Consider the following 13575-nt stretch of genomic DNA (forward strand, 5'->3'; position numbering starts at 1 on the left):
TCGGTCTCGAACTGACGATTGAACGGAGAGTCAAATGGCCAAAGCAAAGTTTGAACGTAACAAACCGCACTGCAACATCGGCACCATCGGTCACGTCGACCATGGCAAGACGTCGTTGACGGCTGCGATCACCAAGATCCTCGCCGAGACCGGCGGTGCGACGTTCACGGCGTACGACCAGATCGACAAGGCGCCGGAAGAGAAGGCGCGCGGCATCACCATCTCGACCGCCCACGTCGAGTACGAGACCAAGAACCGCCACTACGCCCACGTCGACTGCCCCGGCCACGCCGACTACGTGAAGAACATGATCACCGGCGCCGCCCAGATGGACGGTGCGATCCTGGTCGTGTCGGCTGCTGACGGCCCGATGCCGCAGACCCGCGAGCACATCCTGCTCGCCCGCCAGGTCGGCGTGCCCGCGCTCGTCGTGTTCCTCAACAAGTGCGACATGGTCGACGATCCGGAACTCCTCGAGCTCGTCGAGCTCGAAGTCCGCGAGCTGCTCTCGAAGTACGACTTCCCGGGCGACAAGATCCCGATCATCAAGGGTTCGGCGCTCGCCGCTCTCGAAGATTCCGACAAGAAGCTCGGCCATGACGCCATCCTCGAGCTGATGAAGAACGTCGACGAGTACATTCCGCAGCCGGAGCGTCCGGTCGACCAGCCCTTCCTGATGCCGGTTGAAGACGTGTTCTCGATCTCGGGCCGCGGCACCGTCGTGACCGGCCGTGTCGAGCGCGGCATCGTCAAGGTCGGCGAGGAAATCGAGATCGTCGGTCTGCGCGCCACGCAGAAGACCACGGTCACGGGCGTCGAAATGTTCCGCAAGCTGCTCGATCAGGGCCAGGCCGGCGACAACATCGGTGCGCTGCTCCGCGGCACCAAGCGCGAGGACGTCGAGCGCGGCCAAGTGCTGTGCAAGCCGGGTTCGGTCAAGCCGCACACCAAGTTCAAGGCTGAGGCCTACATCCTCACCAAGGAAGAGGGCGGTCGCCACACCCCGTTCTTCACCAACTACCGTCCGCAGTTCTACTTCCGCACCACCGACGTGACCGGTGTCGTGCATCTGCCGGAAGGCACCGAGATGGTGATGCCGGGCGACAACATCGCGATGGAAGTGCACCTGATCGTGCCGATCGCGATGGAAGAGAAGCTCCGCTTCGCGATCCGCGAAGGTGGCCGCACCGTCGGCGCCGGCGTCGTCGCCTCGATCATCGAGTAATTACGAGAATAGGGATTGGCGCGTAGCGAGTGTGACATTCGCTATTCGCTATTCGCCACCCCCCACTAAAGAGAGACCACGGCAATGAACGGCCAAAACATTCGTATCCGTCTCAAGGCGTTCGACCATCGTATCCTCGATACGTCGACCCGCGAGATCGTGAACACGGCGAAGCGCACCGGCGCGCAGGTCCGCGGACCCATTCCGCTGCCCACCCGCATCGAGAAGTTCACCGTCAACCGTTCGCCGCACGTCGACAAGAAGAGCCGCGAGCAGTTCGAGATGCGCACTCACAAGCGCCTGCTCGACATCGTCGATCCGACCCCGCAGACCGTCGATGCTTTGATGAAGCTCGACCTGGCCGCCGGTGTCGACGTCGAGATCAAGCTCTAAGATTTTTGGATCACGTTCGCGACTAGCGGACAGAAAGAACAGGAAGCACGCCGATGCGCTCCGGAGTGATCGCACAAAAGGTCGGGATGACGCGGGTCTTTACAGAGGCCGGCGAACATATCCCCGTGACCGTGCTGAAGCTCGGCAATTGCCAGGTCGTAGGCCACCGCACTGAAGAGAAGAACGGTTACGTCGCGCTCCAGCTTGGTTCTGGCAGCCGCAAGACCGTGTACATGCCCAAGGCAGAGCGCGGCCAGTTCGCGGTCGCCAAGGTCGAGCCGAAGCGGCAGGTCGAGGAATTCCGCGTCTCCGCGGATGCCATGATCCCCGTTGGCGCCGAGATCCTTGCCGATCATTTCGTCGTCGGCCAGTTCGTCGACGTCACCGGCACCTCGGTCGGTAAGGGCTTCGCCGGCGGTATGAAGCGCTGGAACTTCGGCGGTCTGCGCGCCACCCACGGTGTGTCGGTCTCGCACCGCTCGATCGGTTCGACCGGTGGCCGTCAGGACCCCGGCAAGACCTGGAAGAACAAGAAGATGCCCGGCCACATGGGTGTCGACCGCATCACCACGCTCAACCTTCGAGTCGTTCAGCTCGATGTCGAGCGCGGCCTGATCCTCGTCGAAGGCGCCGTTCCCGGCTCCAAGGGCGGCTGGATCCGCGTGCGCGACGCTGTCAAGAAGCCGCTGCCGAAGGATGCTCCGAAGCCCGGCAAGTTCAAGGTTGCTGGCGAAGCGGACGCTGCTCCGGCTGCGCAGGAGGCGTGAGATGGAATTGAAGGTCACGACCCTCGAAGGTAAGGAAGCCGGCTCGGTCCAGCTTTCCGACGCCATTTTCGGCCTCGAGCCGCGCCAGGACATCATTGCGCGTTGCGTGCAGTGGCAGCTCAACAAGCGTCAGGCCGGCACTCACAAGGCCAAGGGCCGCGCCGAGATCTGGCGCACCGGCAAGAAGATGTACAAGCAGAAGGGCACCGGCGGTGCTCGTCACGGCTCGGCCCGCGTGCCGCAGTTCCGCGGCGGTGGCCGTGCCTTTGGTCCGGTGGTGCGTTCGCACGCCACCGACCTGCCGAAGAAGGTCCGCGCGCTTGCCCTCAAGCATGCGCTGTCGGCCAAGGCCAAGGACGGCGATCTGCTGGTGATCGACAAGGCCGCGCTGGAAGCCGCGAAGACCAAGGCGCTGCTCGGCCACTTCTCGGGCCTCGGCTTGACCAACGCGCTGATCATCGACGGCGCCGAGCTCAACAACGGCTTTGCCGCTGCGGCCCGCAACATCCCGAACATGGACGTGCTGCCGATCCAGGGCATCAACGTCTATGACATCCTGCGCCGTCAGAAGCTCGTTCTGACCAAGGCCGCCATCGATGCGCTGGAGGCGCGCTTCAAATGACGAAGAACATCGAGCCTCGCCACTACGACGTGATCTTGTCGCCGGTCGTGACCGAAAAGGCGACGATCGCCTCGGAGCACAACAAGGTCCTGTTCAAGGTGGCCGCGAAGGCGACCAAGCCGCAGATCAAGGAAGCGATCGAGAAGCTGTTCGACGTCAAGGTCAAGAGCGTCAACACGCTGGTCCGCAAGGGCAAGACCAAGATCTTCCGCGGCAATCTCGGCTCGCAGTCGAACAGCAAGCGCGCGATCGTGACCCTCGAAGAGGGTCACCGGATCGACGTGACCACCGGTCTGTAAGGTCGTACGACGATGGCACTGAAAAAATTCAATCCCACGACGCCGGGCCAGCGCCAGCTGGTCATGGTCGATCGTTCGGCCCTCTACAAGGGCAAGCCGGTCAAGGCGCTCACCGAAGGCAAGCACTCCTCGGGCGGTCGCAACAACACCGGTCGCATCACCGTGCGCTTCCGCGGCGGCGGTCACAAGCAGACGCTGCGCATCGTCGACTTCAAGCGCGACAAGGTCGATGCACCCGCGACGGTCGAGCGGCTGGAATACGATCCGAACCGCACTGCGTTCATCGCGCTGGTCAAGTACGAAGACGGCACCCAGGCCTATATCCTGGCGCCGCAGCGCCTTGCCGTCGGTGATTCCGTGGTTGCCGGCAACTATGTCGACGTGAAGCCGGGCAACGTCATGCCGCTCGGCAACATGCCGGTCGGCACGATCATCCACAACATCGAGGTCAAGATCGGGAAGGGCGGCCAGCTCGCTCGTTCCGCCGGCACCTACGCCCAGCTCGTCGGCCGCGACCACGACTACGTGATCATCCGCCTGAACTCGGGCGAGCAGCGCCTGGTGCACGGCCGTTGCCGCGGCACGATCGGCGCGGTGTCGAACCCGGATCACATGAACACCTCGATCGGCAAGGCCGGCCGCAATCGTTGGCTGGGCCGCAAGCCGCATAACCGCGGTGTCTCGATGAACCCGATCGACCATCCGCACGGCGGTGGTGAAGGTCGTACCTCGGGCGGTCGCCACCCGGTCACCCCGTGGGGCAAGCCGACCAAGGGCAAGAAGACCCGCAGCAACAAGTCGACCAACAAATTCATTCTCCTAAGCCGCCACAAGCGGAAGAAGTAAGGAACGCCGGACATGGTTCGTTCAGTCTGGAAAGGCCCGTTCGTCGAGGGTTCTCTGCTCAAGAAGGCAGATGCCGCCCGCGCGTCCGGCCGTCACGACGTCATCAAGATCTGGAGCCGTCGCTCGACGATCCTGCCGCAGTTCGTCGGCCTGACCTTCGGTGTCTACAACGGTCAGAAGCACGTCCCGGTGGCCGTCAACGAGGAAATGGTCGGTCACAAGTTCGGCGAGTTCTCGCCGACCCGGACCTTCCATGGCCACTCCGGTGACAAGAAAGCCAAGAAGGCTTGAGGATTAAACGATGAGCAAACCTAAGCGCGAACGGAGCCTCGCCGAGAACGAGGCCAAGGCGGTCGCCCGGATGCTGCGGGTGAGCCCGCAGAAGCTCAACCTGGTCGCCCAGCTCATTCGCGGCCGGAAGGCAGCTGCTGCGCTCGCCGATCTGCAGTTCTCGCGCAAGCGGATCGCGGTCGACGTGAAGAAGTGCCTGGAATCGGCTATCGCAAACGCCGAGAACAACCACGACCTCGACGTCGACGATCTCGTCGTGGCGCAGGCCTTCGTCGGCAACGGCCTCGTGATGAAGCGCTTTGCCGCCCGCGGCCGTGGCCGCTCGGGCCGTGTCTACAAACCATTTTCGCAGCTGACGATCATTGTTCGTCAGGTCGAAGCCGAAGCAGCAGCGGCTTAAGGGTCGCAGGAGAAAACGATGGGTCAAAAGATCAATCCAATCGGTCTGCGTCTCGGCATCAACCGGACCTGGGATTCCCGCTGGTTCGCCGGCAAGCAGGAATACGGCAAGCTGCTGCACGAGGACGTCAAGATCCGCGAGATCCTGCACAAGGAGCTCAAGCAGGCGGCCGTCGCCCGCATCGTGATCGAGCGTCCGCACAAGAAGTGCCGCGTCACCATCCACTCGGCTCGTCCGGGCGTGGTGATCGGCAAGAAGGGCGCCGACATCGATAAGCTGCGCAAGAAGGTCGCGGACATCACCTCGTCCGACGTCGTCATCAACATCGTCGAGATCCGCAAGCCGGAGCTCGATGCGACGCTGGTGGCCGAGTCGATCGCGCAGCAGCTCGAGCGCCGCGTGGCGTTCCGCCGTGCCATGAAGCGCGCCGTGCAGTCGGCGATGCGTCTCGGCGCGGAAGGCATCCGCATCAACTGCTCGGGTCGCCTGGGCGGCGCGGAAATCGCGCGCATGGAGTGGTACCGCGAAGGTCGCGTGCCGCTGCACACGCTGCGCGCCGACATCGACTACGGCGTTGCGACCGCGTTCACGACCTTCGGCACCTGCGGTGTCAAGGTCTGGATCTTCAAAGGCGAGATCCTCGAGCACGATCCGATGGCCCAGGACAAGAGAATGGCCGAAGGCGAGACCGGCGGCGGTGGTGATCGCGGTGGCCGTGGGCGCCGTGACAACGCTGCGGCCTGACGCCAGCACAGAGAATTTGAGGGCTTGAAGCCATGATGCAACCTAAGAAAACGAAGTTCCGGAAGGCGCATAAGGGCCGTATCCACGGCGTTGCGTCTTCGGGTGCGACGTTGGCCTTCGGCCAGTTCGGCCTGAAGGCGACCGAGCCGGAGCGCGTTACCGCGCGCCAGATCGAAGCCGCTCGCCGCGCGCTGACCCGCCACATGAAGCGCGCCGGCCGCGTCTGGATCCGCGTGTTCCCCGACGTTCCGGTGTCGAAGAAGCCGGCCGAAGTCCGCATGGGCTCCGGCAAGGGTGCTCCGGAACTGTGGGTCGCGCGCGTCAAGCCCGGCCGGGTGCTGTTCGAGATCGACGGCGTCAACACCCAGACGGCGCGTGAAGCGCTGACCCTGGCGGCCGCCAAGCTGCCGATCAAGACGCGCTTCGTCGAGCGCATTGCGGAGTAATGGCCATGGCCCAGATGAAGATCGAAGACATCCGTGCATTGAGCCCTGATCAGCAGGATGACGCCATCCTGAACCTGAAGAAGGAGCGCTTCAACCTGCGCTTCCAGCGCGCCACCGGGCAGCTCGAGAACACCTCGCGCCTGCGCGAGGCTCGCCGTGACATCGCCCGCATCAAGACCGTCGCCGCGCAGAAGCGCGCGAAAGAGAAGTAAGGGGCTTACGAATATGCCGAAACGTACTTTGCAAGGCGTGGTCGTCAGCGACAAGACTGCCAAGACCGTTGTGGTGCGCGTCGATCGCCGCTTCACGCACCCGATCTACAAGAAGACGATCCGCCGTTCGAAGAACTACCACGCGCACGACGAGGACAACCAGTTCAAGCCGGGCGACATGGTGTGGATCGAGGAATCGAAGCCGATTTCGAAGTTGAAGCGCTGGATCGTGATCCGGGGCGAACACAAGAAAAGCGCCTGATCTGTTGGCTTTAGCCGACTGACTTCAGGAAAATGTTGAGCGCCGGCTGGGCTGGCGCAAGAGAGAAGAGGACGAGGTGCATCAATGATTCAGATGCAGACCAACCTCGACGTGGCCGACAATTCTGGCGCACGCCGTGTCATGTGTATCAAGGTGCTCGGAGGCTCCAAGCGCCGCTACGCCACGATCGGCGACATCATCGTCGTCTCGATCAAGGAAGCGATTCCGCGTGGCAAGGTGAAGAAGGGCGACGTGATGAAGGCCGTCGTGGTGCGCGTCCGCAAGGACATCCGCCGCGCCGACGGTTCGGTGATCCGCTTCGACCGCAACGCCGCCGTTCTAATCAACAACCAGTCCGAGCCGGTCGGCACCCGTATCTTCGGGCCCGTGCCGCGCGAGCTGCGCGCGAAGAACCACATGAAGATCATCTCGCTCGCGCCGGAGGTGCTGTGATGGCTGCGAAGATCCGCAAGGGCGACAAGGTCGTCGTGCTGACCGGTCGCGACAAGGGTCGCACCGGCGAAGTATTCGAGGTTCGCCCGGACGCCGGCACGGCGCTGGTGCGCGGTATCAACATGGTCAAGCGTCATCAGAAGCAGACGCAGGCCCAGGAGGGCGGCATCATCTCGAAGGAGTCGCCGATCCAACTGTCCAACATCGCGTTCGTCGGCAAGGATGGAAAGCCGACCCGCGTCGGATTCAAGATTCTGGCGGACGGCAAGAAGGTCCGCATCGCCAAGAGCTCGGGAGCTGAGATCGATGGCTGAGGTCGCTTACACGCCGCGCCTGCGCGCGGAATATGACGCGAAGATCCGGACGGAAATGACCGAGAAGTTCGGTTATGAGAACGTCATGCAGGTTCCGCGTCTGGACAAGGTCGTGCTGAACATGGGCGTTGGCGACTCCGTCAACGACCGTAAGAAGGCCGAGAACGCCGCCGCTGAATTGACGCTGATCGCCGGCCAGAAGGCGATCGTGACCTATTCGCGTATCGCGATCGCGACCTTCAAGCTGCGTGAGAACCAGCCGATCGGCTGCAAGGTCACGCTGCGCAAGGCCCGTATGTACGAGTTCATCGATCGCCTGGTGACGGTCGCGCTGCCGCGCGTCCGCGACTTCCGCGGCCTGAACCCGAAGAGCTTCGACGGCCGCGGCAACTACTCGCTCGGCCTCAAGGAACACATCATTTTCCCCGAGATCGACTTCGACAAGGTCACGGAAGCCCGCGGTATGGACATCACCGTCTGCACCACGGCCAAGACCGACGACGAGGCGAGGGCCTTGTTGACCGCTTTCAATTTCCCGTTCCGGCAGTGAGACGCTGACCTAAAGCCTCTCAAACGCGGATACCCAGGAGCCAAGCATGGCAAAGAAGAGTTCAGTCGAGAAGAACAACCGGCGCAAGCGGATGGCGAAGAACGCCGCCCCGAAGCGCGAGCGGTTGAAGGCGATCATCGCCGACAAGACGCTGCCGATGGAGGAGCGGTTCGCCGCCACCCTGAAGCTTGCGGAAATGCCGCGCAACTCGTCGGCGACCCGCATCCGTCTGCGTTGCGAGCTGTCGGGCCGTTCGCGCTCGAACTACCGCAAGACCAAACTGTCTCGCATCGCGATGCGCGACCTTGGCTCCAAGGGCATGGTCCCGGGCCTCGTGAAGTCCAGCTGGTAAGGAGGGTCGTTTAGATGTCTACGCACGATCCAATCAGCGATCTGATCACCCGTATCCGCAACGCGCAGATGCGTTCGAAGTCCAAGGTCTCCACGCCTGGCTCGAAGATGCGCGAGAACGTGCTCGAGGTCCTCAAGACCGAAGGCTACATCCGCGGTTACGCCACGCTTGAGCATTCCTCGGGCCGCAGCGAGATCGAGATCGAGCTGAAGTATTTCGACGGCGAGCCCGTCATCCGCGAGATCGAACGAGTCTCCAAGCCCGGACGTCGTGTTTACGCCTCGGTGAAGGCTCTGCCGCGGGTCAACAACGGGCTCGGCATTTCGGTGTTGTCGACGCCGAAGGGGATCATGGCCGACCACAGCGCGCGCGAAGCGAATGTGGGCGGCGAAGTTCTCTTCACGGTGTTCTGAGAAGGATTGTTGATCCATGTCACGTGTTGGCAAAAGGCCTGTGGCGGTTCCGTCGGGTGTGACCGCGACCGTCGACGGGCAGACCGTCAAGATGAAGGGGCCCAAGGGCCAGCTTCAGTTCGTCGTCCATAACGACGTCGAGGTGAAGCTCGAGAACGGCCAGGTCAAGGTGAACCCGCGGGTCGAGACCAACCGCGCGCGGGCGCTGTACGGTACCGCTCGCGCCCAGGTCGCGAATCTGGTCGAAGGCGTCACCAAGGGCTTTGAGAAGAAGCTCGAAATCACCGGCGTCGGTTACCGCGCCGCGATGCAGGGCAAGAACCTGCAGCTCGCGCTCGGTTACAGCCACGACGTGGTCTACGCGATCCCGGAAGGGATCACGATCACCGTGCCGAAGCCGACTGAGATCACGGTGACCGGCAGCGACATCCAGCGTGTCGGCCAGGTCGCCGCCGAGATTCGCTCCTATCGTCCGCCGGAGCCCTACAAGGGCAAGGGCGTGAAGTATGTTGGCGAATTCATCTTCCGCAAGGAAGGCAAGAAGAAGTAACGGAGCCGGTCATGTCCAAAGCCAAGGTTACCAATGCCCGGCGCAAGCGGAGTGTGCGGCTGAAGCTGCGCCGCTCCGGTGGCGGTCGTCCGCGTCTGTCGGTGTTTCGCTCGTCCAAGCACATCTACGCCCAGGTCATCGACGACCTGAAGGGCGAGACGCTGGCCTCTGCCTCGTCGCTCGAGAAGTCGATGCGCGACGGCGGCAAGACCGGCGCCGACATCGATGCGGCGAAGGCGGTCGGCAAGCTGCTGGCCGAGCGCGCCGCCGAGAAGGGCGTCAAGGAAGTCGTGTTCGATCGCGGCAGCTACCTCTACCACGGGCGCGTCAAGGCACTGGCCGACGCTGCGCGTGAGAGCGGGCTGAGCTTCTAACAGAATTTGAGGATTGAGGCGCAAGCCTCTGAAGGATTGGAAAAATGGCAGAACGCGAACAACGTGGTGGACGCGATCAACGCGGCGGCGGCGGACGTGAACGCCGGGAGGAGCGCGACAGCGAGTTCGTCGACAAGCTCGTCCACATCAATCGCGTGGCAAAGGTCGTCAAGGGCGGCAAGCGCTTCGGTTTCGCAGCGCTGGTCGTGATCGGCGACCAGAAGGGCCGCGCCGGCTTCGGTCACGGCAAGGCGCGCGAAGTGCCTGAGGCGATCCGCAAGGCGACTGAATCCGCCAAGCGCAACCTGACCCGCGTGTCGCTGCGCGAGGGCCGTACGCTGCATCACGACATCGCCGGCCGTCATGGCGCGGGCCGTGTCTACCTGCGTGCTGCTCCGGCCGGTACCGGCATCATCGCCGGCGGCCCGATGCGCGCCGTGTTCGAGACGCTCGGCGTCCAGGACGTGGTCGCGAAGTCGATCGGCTCGTCGAACCCCTACAACATGGTTCGCGCAACCTTCGACGCGCTGAAGCATCAGGATTCGCCGCGTTCGGTCGCAGCCCGCCGCAATATCAAGGTGTCCACCCTCCAGTCCCGCCGTATCGGCGGTGACGCCGAGGCGGCTGCCGACTAACGGAAGCTTTTCGGAGTAGACTCCCATGGCCAAGGCAGCAAAGACGATCAAGCTCGAGCAGACCGGCAGCGCGATCCGCCGCCATCACTCGCAGCGTTCGACGCTGATCGGACTCAAGCTCAACAAGATCGGCCGCACCAGCGAACTGCCGGACACCCCGGCGGTTCGTGGCATGATCGAGAAGGTTCACCATCTCGTTCGCATCGTCGACGAGAAGTAAGCAAAGGCGCAGGATCCCGAAAAGCGGGCACCCGTTTTCGGTGAAGATCATGCGCAAGAAACAAGGAGCAGGGCGATGAAGCTCAGCGATATCGCCGACAACGCCGGCTCGCGCAAGAAGCGTATGCGCGTCGGCCGTGGCATTGGTTCGGGCAAAGGCAAGCAGTCCGGCCGCGGTGGCAAGGGCCAGACCGCGCGTTCGGGCGTGCGCATCAAGGGTTTCGAAGGCGGCCAGATGCCGATGCATCGCCGTCTGCCGAAGCGCGGCTTCAACAACATCTTCCGCGTCGAGTTCGCCGAGATCAATCTCGACCGGCTCCAGGAAGCGGTCGATGCCAAGAAGATCGACGCCGGCAGCGTCGTGAACGTCGAGGCCCTGGTGAAGGGCGGCGTGCTGCGCCGCGCCAAGGCCGGCGTGCGGCTGCTCGGCCGCGGCGAGCTCAAGTCCAAGCTCAACATCGAAGTGCACGGCGCCACGAAGACCGCGATCGCCGCGGTCGAGAAGGCCGGCGGTTCGGTGAAGATCCTCGCCCCTGCCAAGGAAGAAGGCGAGGCGGCGTAACAACTGCGTCATTGGCCCGCGGCTCGCGGGCCTTTACGCGTGTGGGACGTGGACTTATCGAAGCCGAGCCCCAGATAATGTCCGGCGTCCGCTAGAGTAGCCCGGCCGCGGGCATGACGGCGCAATAGGCGGCGGGAGAAAGTCCAAGATGGCCTCTGCAGCGGAACAACTGGCAGCCAATCTCAATTTCGGTGCGTTTGCCAAGGCTGACGAACTGAAGAAGCGCATCTGGTTCACCCTGGGTGCGCTGCTCGTTTATCGGCTCGGGACCTACATCCCGCTTCCCGGCATCGATCCCAACATCTGGGAACAGGTGTTCCGCTCCCAGGCGGGCGGCATCCTCGGCATGTTCAACATGTTCGCCGGCGGCGGTATCCACCGCATGGCGATCTTCGCGCTGAACATCATGCCGTATATCTCGGCCTCGATCATCATCCAGCTCCTCACCACCGTCTCGCCGCAGCTCGAGGCGCTGAAGAAGGAAGGTGAGTCCGGCCGCAAGCTGTTGAACCAGTACACCCGCTATCTCACCGTGATCCTGGCCGCGTTCCAGTCCTACGGAATCGCGGTGGGCCTCGAGGGCGCCGGCAACGTCGTCAGCGACCCCGGCATGTTCTTCCGTCTGTCCACGGCGATCACGCTGACCGGCGGCACCATGTTCCTGATGTGGCTGGGTGAGCAGATCACCTCGCGCGGCATCGGCAACGGCATCTCGCTGATCATTCTCGCCGGCATCGTCGCCGAGCTGCCCGCGGCGCTCGCCAACATGCTCGAGCTCGGCCGTCAGGGCGCCATGTCGACCGGCCTGATCCTGGTCGTCATCATCATGGCGGTCGCCGTGATCGCCTTCATCGTGTTCATGGAGCGCGCCCAGCGCCGGCTGCTGATCCAGTATCCGAAGCGCCAGGTCGGCAACAAGATGTTCGAGGGCCAGTCCTCGCATCTGCCGCTCAAGCTCAACACCTCGGGCGTGATCCCGCCGATCTTCGCGTCCTCGCTGCTGCTGCTGCCGACCACGGTTGCCAACTTCAACGCCGGCAGCGGGCCGGAATGGTTCCAGTGGATCACGACCCAGCTCGGCCACGGCCGTCCGCTGTTCCTGATCATGTATCTCGCGCTGATCGTGTTCTTCGCGTTCTTCTACACCGCGATCGTGTTCAACCCGACCGAGACCGCGGACAATCTGAAGAAGCATGGCGGCTTCATTCCGGGCATCCGTCCGGGCGAGCGCACCGCGGAATATATCGACTACGTGCTGTCGCGCATCACCGTGCTCGGCGCTGTTTATCTGGCGATCGTCTGCTTGATCCCGGAAATCCTGATCTCCTACGCCTCGGTGCCGTTCTACTTCGGCGGCACCTCGCTGCTGATCGTCGTCAGCGTCACCATGGACACGGTGGCGCAGGTGCAGGGCTATCTGCTGGCGCATCAGTATGAGGGCCTGATCCGGAAGTCGAAGCTGCGCGGCCGCCGCCGCTAAGCGCGGCGTTCCCCAAGGGCGGCGCGACAGCGCCGCCGATTCGCCGCGCGAGCAACGCGCGGCGCCCGCCGAGGCGACCAGTCAGCCATTCCAAGACATCGGCAGAGCTGCTCTCCCTGCGACGCAATCACTGATTTCAAAGGCCTTCTTGGCGTCCTGGCATTTGCTCCCCTATGATATGGGTAGCGGTGCGACGCCGATTATGATTTGCACTGTCATTGGACTTCAAACACAGGTGCGCGACGTATCGCTCACCAATCCGGGGGGCGTACGCCGATGAGAATTATACTTCTGGGACCGCCGGGGTCGGGCAAGGGGACCCAGGCGCAGCTGCTGGTGCAGCGCTATGGCATCGTCCAGCTCTCGACCGGCGAGATGCTGCGCGCGGCCGTTGCGGCGGGAACGCCGGTCGGGCTGAAGGCCAAGGAGATCATGGCCAGCGGCGGTCTCGTGCCCGACGAGATCGTGGTGGGAATCATCTCCGACCGCATCGACCAGCCGGACGCCAAGAATGGTTTCATCCTCGATGGCTTCCCGCGCACCGTGCCGCAGGCCGAGGCGCTGGATGAGCTGCTCAAGCACAAGCATCTCAAGCTCGACGCCGTGGTCGAGCTCCGCGTCAACGAGAGCGCACTCCTGAGCCGCGTCGAGACTCGCGTCGCCCAGATGCGAGAGCGTGGGGAGGAGGTTCGGGTCGACGACACCCCGGAGGTCCTGACCAAGCGGCTCGCCAGCTACCGCAGCCAGACGGAACCCCTGATTCACTACTATTCCGAGCGGCGGAAGCTCTCGACCATCGACGGCATGATGGCCATCGACGAGGTCACCCGCGCCATTCATCGCCAGCTCCTGGCCCTCGGGGCGGTCGAACCCAAGACGCACGGCAAGGCCCAAGCGCGCAGCGCGGCCAAGTCGGGGCCCGCCAAGAAGGGTACCAAGAAGGCCAAGGTAGCTAAAAAGCCGGCGAAAACGGCCAAAAAGGCTGCCAAATCCGCTAAAAAGGCCGCTAAGAAGGCCGTAAAGGGCACCAAGAAGGCGGCCAAGAAAGCGGCCAAGAAAACGGTCAAAAAGGCAGCCAAAACGACCGCCAGGAAGTCTGTCAAAAAAGGTGCCAAAAAGGCCGCAAAAAAGGTCACGAAAAAGCGAGCTAAGCGCTAGCAGCGGTT

The 13575-nt window shown here is 63.3% G+C and carries 24 protein-coding genes; all 24 read left to right on the forward strand.

Annotated features, from left to right (window positions below):
- Positions 1–34 precede the first annotated feature (34 nt).
- The 24 genes from tuf (at position 35) to IVB46_RS04565 (ending at position 13567) form a co-directional block, all read left to right on the forward strand.
- Positions 35–1225, forward strand: a complete 1191-nt coding sequence (tuf, locus tag IVB46_RS04450) for an elongation factor Tu (protein ID WP_063982577.1) — start codon at positions 35–37, stop codon at positions 1223–1225.
- 84 nt (positions 1226–1309) lie between these two features.
- Positions 1310–1618 carry a 30S ribosomal protein S10 gene (gene rpsJ / locus IVB46_RS04455; RefSeq protein WP_002712302.1) on the forward strand — a complete coding sequence of 103 codons (309 nt, stop codon included), beginning with the start codon at positions 1310–1312 and terminating at the stop codon, positions 1616–1618.
- Positions 1619–1671: 53 nt separating this feature from the next.
- Entirely contained in the window at positions 1672–2385 is a 714-nt protein-coding gene (gene rplC / locus IVB46_RS04460) for a 50S ribosomal protein L3 (RefSeq protein ID WP_063982578.1), read from the forward strand.
- Between the two features lies 1 nt (position 2386).
- On the forward strand, positions 2387–3007 hold the full coding sequence (gene rplD / locus IVB46_RS04465) for a 50S ribosomal protein L4 (RefSeq protein ID WP_011088150.1): 621 nt from the start codon (positions 2387–2389) through the stop codon (positions 3005–3007).
- Complete coding sequence (locus IVB46_RS04470) at positions 3004–3306, forward strand: 50S ribosomal protein L23 (RefSeq protein WP_007603019.1); 303 nt, start codon at positions 3004–3006, stop codon at positions 3304–3306. The genes rplD and IVB46_RS04470 overlap by 4 nt, the downstream gene beginning before the upstream one ends.
- Positions 3307–3318: 12 nt before the next feature.
- Complete coding sequence (gene rplB / locus IVB46_RS04475; RefSeq protein WP_028152985.1) at positions 3319–4152, forward strand: 50S ribosomal protein L2; 834 nt, start codon at positions 3319–3321, stop codon at positions 4150–4152.
- A 12-nt stretch (positions 4153–4164) separates the two neighbouring features.
- Positions 4165–4443 (forward strand): 30S ribosomal protein S19, encoded by a 279-nt coding sequence (gene rpsS, locus IVB46_RS04480; RefSeq protein ID WP_008136357.1) that lies wholly within the window; start codon positions 4165–4167, stop codon positions 4441–4443.
- Between the two features lie 10 nt (positions 4444–4453).
- Positions 4454–4843 carry a 50S ribosomal protein L22 gene (gene rplV / locus IVB46_RS04485; RefSeq protein WP_011088147.1) on the forward strand — a complete coding sequence of 130 codons (390 nt, stop codon included), beginning with the start codon at positions 4454–4456 and terminating at the stop codon, positions 4841–4843.
- 18 nt (positions 4844–4861) lie between these two features.
- Complete coding sequence (gene rpsC, locus IVB46_RS04490) at positions 4862–5587, forward strand: 30S ribosomal protein S3 (RefSeq protein ID WP_063982580.1); 726 nt, start codon at positions 4862–4864, stop codon at positions 5585–5587.
- 32 nt (positions 5588–5619) lie between these two features.
- A complete protein-coding gene (gene rplP, locus IVB46_RS04495; protein WP_063982581.1) occupies positions 5620–6033 on the forward strand; it encodes a 50S ribosomal protein L16 in 414 nt (137 codons plus the stop codon).
- Between the two features lie 5 nt (positions 6034–6038).
- Positions 6039–6245 (forward strand): 50S ribosomal protein L29, encoded by a 207-nt coding sequence (gene rpmC, locus IVB46_RS04500; protein ID WP_063986292.1) that lies wholly within the window; start codon positions 6039–6041, stop codon positions 6243–6245.
- 13 nt (positions 6246–6258) lie between these two features.
- On the forward strand, positions 6259–6507 hold the full coding sequence (gene rpsQ, locus IVB46_RS04505) for a 30S ribosomal protein S17 (protein ID WP_071912842.1): 249 nt from the start codon (positions 6259–6261) through the stop codon (positions 6505–6507).
- Between the two features lie 84 nt (positions 6508–6591).
- Positions 6592–6960 carry a 50S ribosomal protein L14 gene (gene rplN / locus IVB46_RS04510; RefSeq protein WP_007603030.1) on the forward strand — a complete coding sequence of 123 codons (369 nt, stop codon included), beginning with the start codon at positions 6592–6594 and terminating at the stop codon, positions 6958–6960.
- Positions 6960–7274: a 50S ribosomal protein L24 gene (gene rplX / locus IVB46_RS04515; protein ID WP_063982583.1), complete on the forward strand. Its 315-nt coding sequence runs from the start codon at positions 6960–6962 to the stop codon at positions 7272–7274. Before rplN ends, rplX begins: the two co-directional genes overlap by 1 nt.
- Positions 7267–7824 (forward strand): 50S ribosomal protein L5, encoded by a 558-nt coding sequence (gene rplE / locus IVB46_RS04520; protein ID WP_063982584.1) that lies wholly within the window; start codon positions 7267–7269, stop codon positions 7822–7824. Before rplX ends, rplE begins: the two co-directional genes overlap by 8 nt.
- 46 nt (positions 7825–7870) lie before the next feature.
- Positions 7871–8176 carry a 30S ribosomal protein S14 gene (rpsN, locus tag IVB46_RS04525; RefSeq protein ID WP_063982585.1) on the forward strand — a complete coding sequence of 102 codons (306 nt, stop codon included), beginning with the start codon at positions 7871–7873 and terminating at the stop codon, positions 8174–8176.
- Positions 8177–8190: 14 nt separating this feature from the next.
- Positions 8191–8589 carry a 30S ribosomal protein S8 gene (gene rpsH, locus IVB46_RS04530; RefSeq protein WP_008136338.1) on the forward strand — a complete coding sequence of 133 codons (399 nt, stop codon included), beginning with the start codon at positions 8191–8193 and terminating at the stop codon, positions 8587–8589.
- A gap of 16 nt (positions 8590–8605) precedes the next feature.
- Positions 8606–9139 carry a 50S ribosomal protein L6 gene (gene rplF / locus IVB46_RS04535; protein ID WP_063982587.1) on the forward strand — a complete coding sequence of 178 codons (534 nt, stop codon included), beginning with the start codon at positions 8606–8608 and terminating at the stop codon, positions 9137–9139.
- Positions 9140–9150: 11 nt separating this feature from the next.
- Entirely contained in the window at positions 9151–9513 is a 363-nt protein-coding gene (gene rplR / locus IVB46_RS04540) for a 50S ribosomal protein L18 (protein ID WP_007603036.1), read from the forward strand.
- Positions 9514–9557: 44 nt separating this feature from the next.
- A complete protein-coding gene (gene rpsE, locus IVB46_RS04545) occupies positions 9558–10148 on the forward strand; it encodes a 30S ribosomal protein S5 (protein ID WP_028152981.1) in 591 nt (196 codons plus the stop codon).
- Between the two features lie 25 nt (positions 10149–10173).
- Positions 10174–10368 (forward strand): 50S ribosomal protein L30, encoded by a 195-nt coding sequence (rpmD, locus tag IVB46_RS04550; RefSeq protein WP_011088137.1) that lies wholly within the window; start codon positions 10174–10176, stop codon positions 10366–10368.
- 75 nt (positions 10369–10443) lie between these two features.
- Positions 10444–10929 (forward strand): 50S ribosomal protein L15, encoded by a 486-nt coding sequence (rplO, locus tag IVB46_RS04555; protein WP_014494508.1) that lies wholly within the window; start codon positions 10444–10446, stop codon positions 10927–10929.
- Positions 10930–11077: 148 nt separating this feature from the next.
- Positions 11078–12409 carry a preprotein translocase subunit SecY gene (gene secY / locus IVB46_RS04560; protein WP_071912844.1) on the forward strand — a complete coding sequence of 444 codons (1332 nt, stop codon included), beginning with the start codon at positions 11078–11080 and terminating at the stop codon, positions 12407–12409.
- A 276-nt stretch (positions 12410–12685) separates the two neighbouring features.
- The gene (locus tag IVB46_RS04565; protein ID WP_247301696.1) at positions 12686–13567 is read left to right on the forward strand and encodes an adenylate kinase; all 882 of its coding nucleotides are present in this window, start codon (positions 12686–12688) and stop codon (positions 13565–13567) included.
- Positions 13568–13575 lie beyond the last annotated feature (8 nt).

It is taken from the genome of Bradyrhizobium sp. 61, from assembly GCF_023073075.1.
Taxonomy (GTDB): domain Bacteria; phylum Pseudomonadota; class Alphaproteobacteria; order Rhizobiales; family Xanthobacteraceae; genus Bradyrhizobium; species Bradyrhizobium barranii.

What these genes read in the sequence shown, in the direction of transcription:
- tuf (WP_063982577.1), top strand. Translation starts at nt 35, where the DNA reads ATGGCCAAAGCAAAGTTTGAACGTAACAAACCGCACTGCAACATCGGC.
- rpsC (WP_063982580.1), top strand. Translation starts at nt 4,862, where the DNA reads ATGGGTCAAAAGATCAATCCAATCGGTCTGCGTCTCGGCATCAACCGG.
- rpmD (WP_011088137.1), top strand. Translation starts at nt 10,174, where the DNA reads ATGGCCAAGGCAGCAAAGACGATCAAGCTCGAGCAGACCGGCAGCGCG.
- rplN (WP_007603030.1), top strand. Translation starts at nt 6,592, where the DNA reads ATGATTCAGATGCAGACCAACCTCGACGTGGCCGACAATTCTGGCGCA.
- rpmC (WP_063986292.1), top strand. Translation starts at nt 6,039, where the DNA reads ATGGCCCAGATGAAGATCGAAGACATCCGTGCATTGAGCCCTGATCAG.
- rpsH (WP_008136338.1), top strand. Translation starts at nt 8,191, where the DNA reads ATGTCTACGCACGATCCAATCAGCGATCTGATCACCCGTATCCGCAAC.
- rpsE (WP_028152981.1), top strand. Translation starts at nt 9,558, where the DNA reads ATGGCAGAACGCGAACAACGTGGTGGACGCGATCAACGCGGCGGCGGC.
- rplP (WP_063982581.1), top strand. Translation starts at nt 5,620, where the DNA reads ATGATGCAACCTAAGAAAACGAAGTTCCGGAAGGCGCATAAGGGCCGT.
- rplF (WP_063982587.1), top strand. Translation starts at nt 8,606, where the DNA reads ATGTCACGTGTTGGCAAAAGGCCTGTGGCGGTTCCGTCGGGTGTGACC.
- rplX (WP_063982583.1), top strand. Translation starts at nt 6,960, where the DNA reads ATGGCTGCGAAGATCCGCAAGGGCGACAAGGTCGTCGTGCTGACCGGT.
- secY (WP_071912844.1), top strand. Translation starts at nt 11,078, where the DNA reads ATGGCCTCTGCAGCGGAACAACTGGCAGCCAATCTCAATTTCGGTGCG.
- rplB (WP_028152985.1), top strand. Translation starts at nt 3,319, where the DNA reads ATGGCACTGAAAAAATTCAATCCCACGACGCCGGGCCAGCGCCAGCTG.
- rpsN (WP_063982585.1), top strand. Translation starts at nt 7,871, where the DNA reads ATGGCAAAGAAGAGTTCAGTCGAGAAGAACAACCGGCGCAAGCGGATG.
- rplV (WP_011088147.1), top strand. Translation starts at nt 4,454, where the DNA reads ATGAGCAAACCTAAGCGCGAACGGAGCCTCGCCGAGAACGAGGCCAAG.
- rpsQ (WP_071912842.1), top strand. Translation starts at nt 6,259, where the DNA reads ATGCCGAAACGTACTTTGCAAGGCGTGGTCGTCAGCGACAAGACTGCC.
- rplD (WP_011088150.1), top strand. Translation starts at nt 2,387, where the DNA reads ATGGAATTGAAGGTCACGACCCTCGAAGGTAAGGAAGCCGGCTCGGTC.
- rplC (WP_063982578.1), top strand. Translation starts at nt 1,672, where the DNA reads ATGCGCTCCGGAGTGATCGCACAAAAGGTCGGGATGACGCGGGTCTTT.
- IVB46_RS04565 (WP_247301696.1), top strand. Translation starts at nt 12,686, where the DNA reads ATGAGAATTATACTTCTGGGACCGCCGGGGTCGGGCAAGGGGACCCAG.
- IVB46_RS04470 (WP_007603019.1), top strand. Translation starts at nt 3,004, where the DNA reads ATGACGAAGAACATCGAGCCTCGCCACTACGACGTGATCTTGTCGCCG.
- rpsJ (WP_002712302.1), top strand. Translation starts at nt 1,310, where the DNA reads ATGAACGGCCAAAACATTCGTATCCGTCTCAAGGCGTTCGACCATCGT.
- rplR (WP_007603036.1), top strand. Translation starts at nt 9,151, where the DNA reads ATGTCCAAAGCCAAGGTTACCAATGCCCGGCGCAAGCGGAGTGTGCGG.
- rplO (WP_014494508.1), top strand. Translation starts at nt 10,444, where the DNA reads ATGAAGCTCAGCGATATCGCCGACAACGCCGGCTCGCGCAAGAAGCGT.
- rplE (WP_063982584.1), top strand. Translation starts at nt 7,267, where the DNA reads ATGGCTGAGGTCGCTTACACGCCGCGCCTGCGCGCGGAATATGACGCG.
- rpsS (WP_008136357.1), top strand. Translation starts at nt 4,165, where the DNA reads ATGGTTCGTTCAGTCTGGAAAGGCCCGTTCGTCGAGGGTTCTCTGCTC.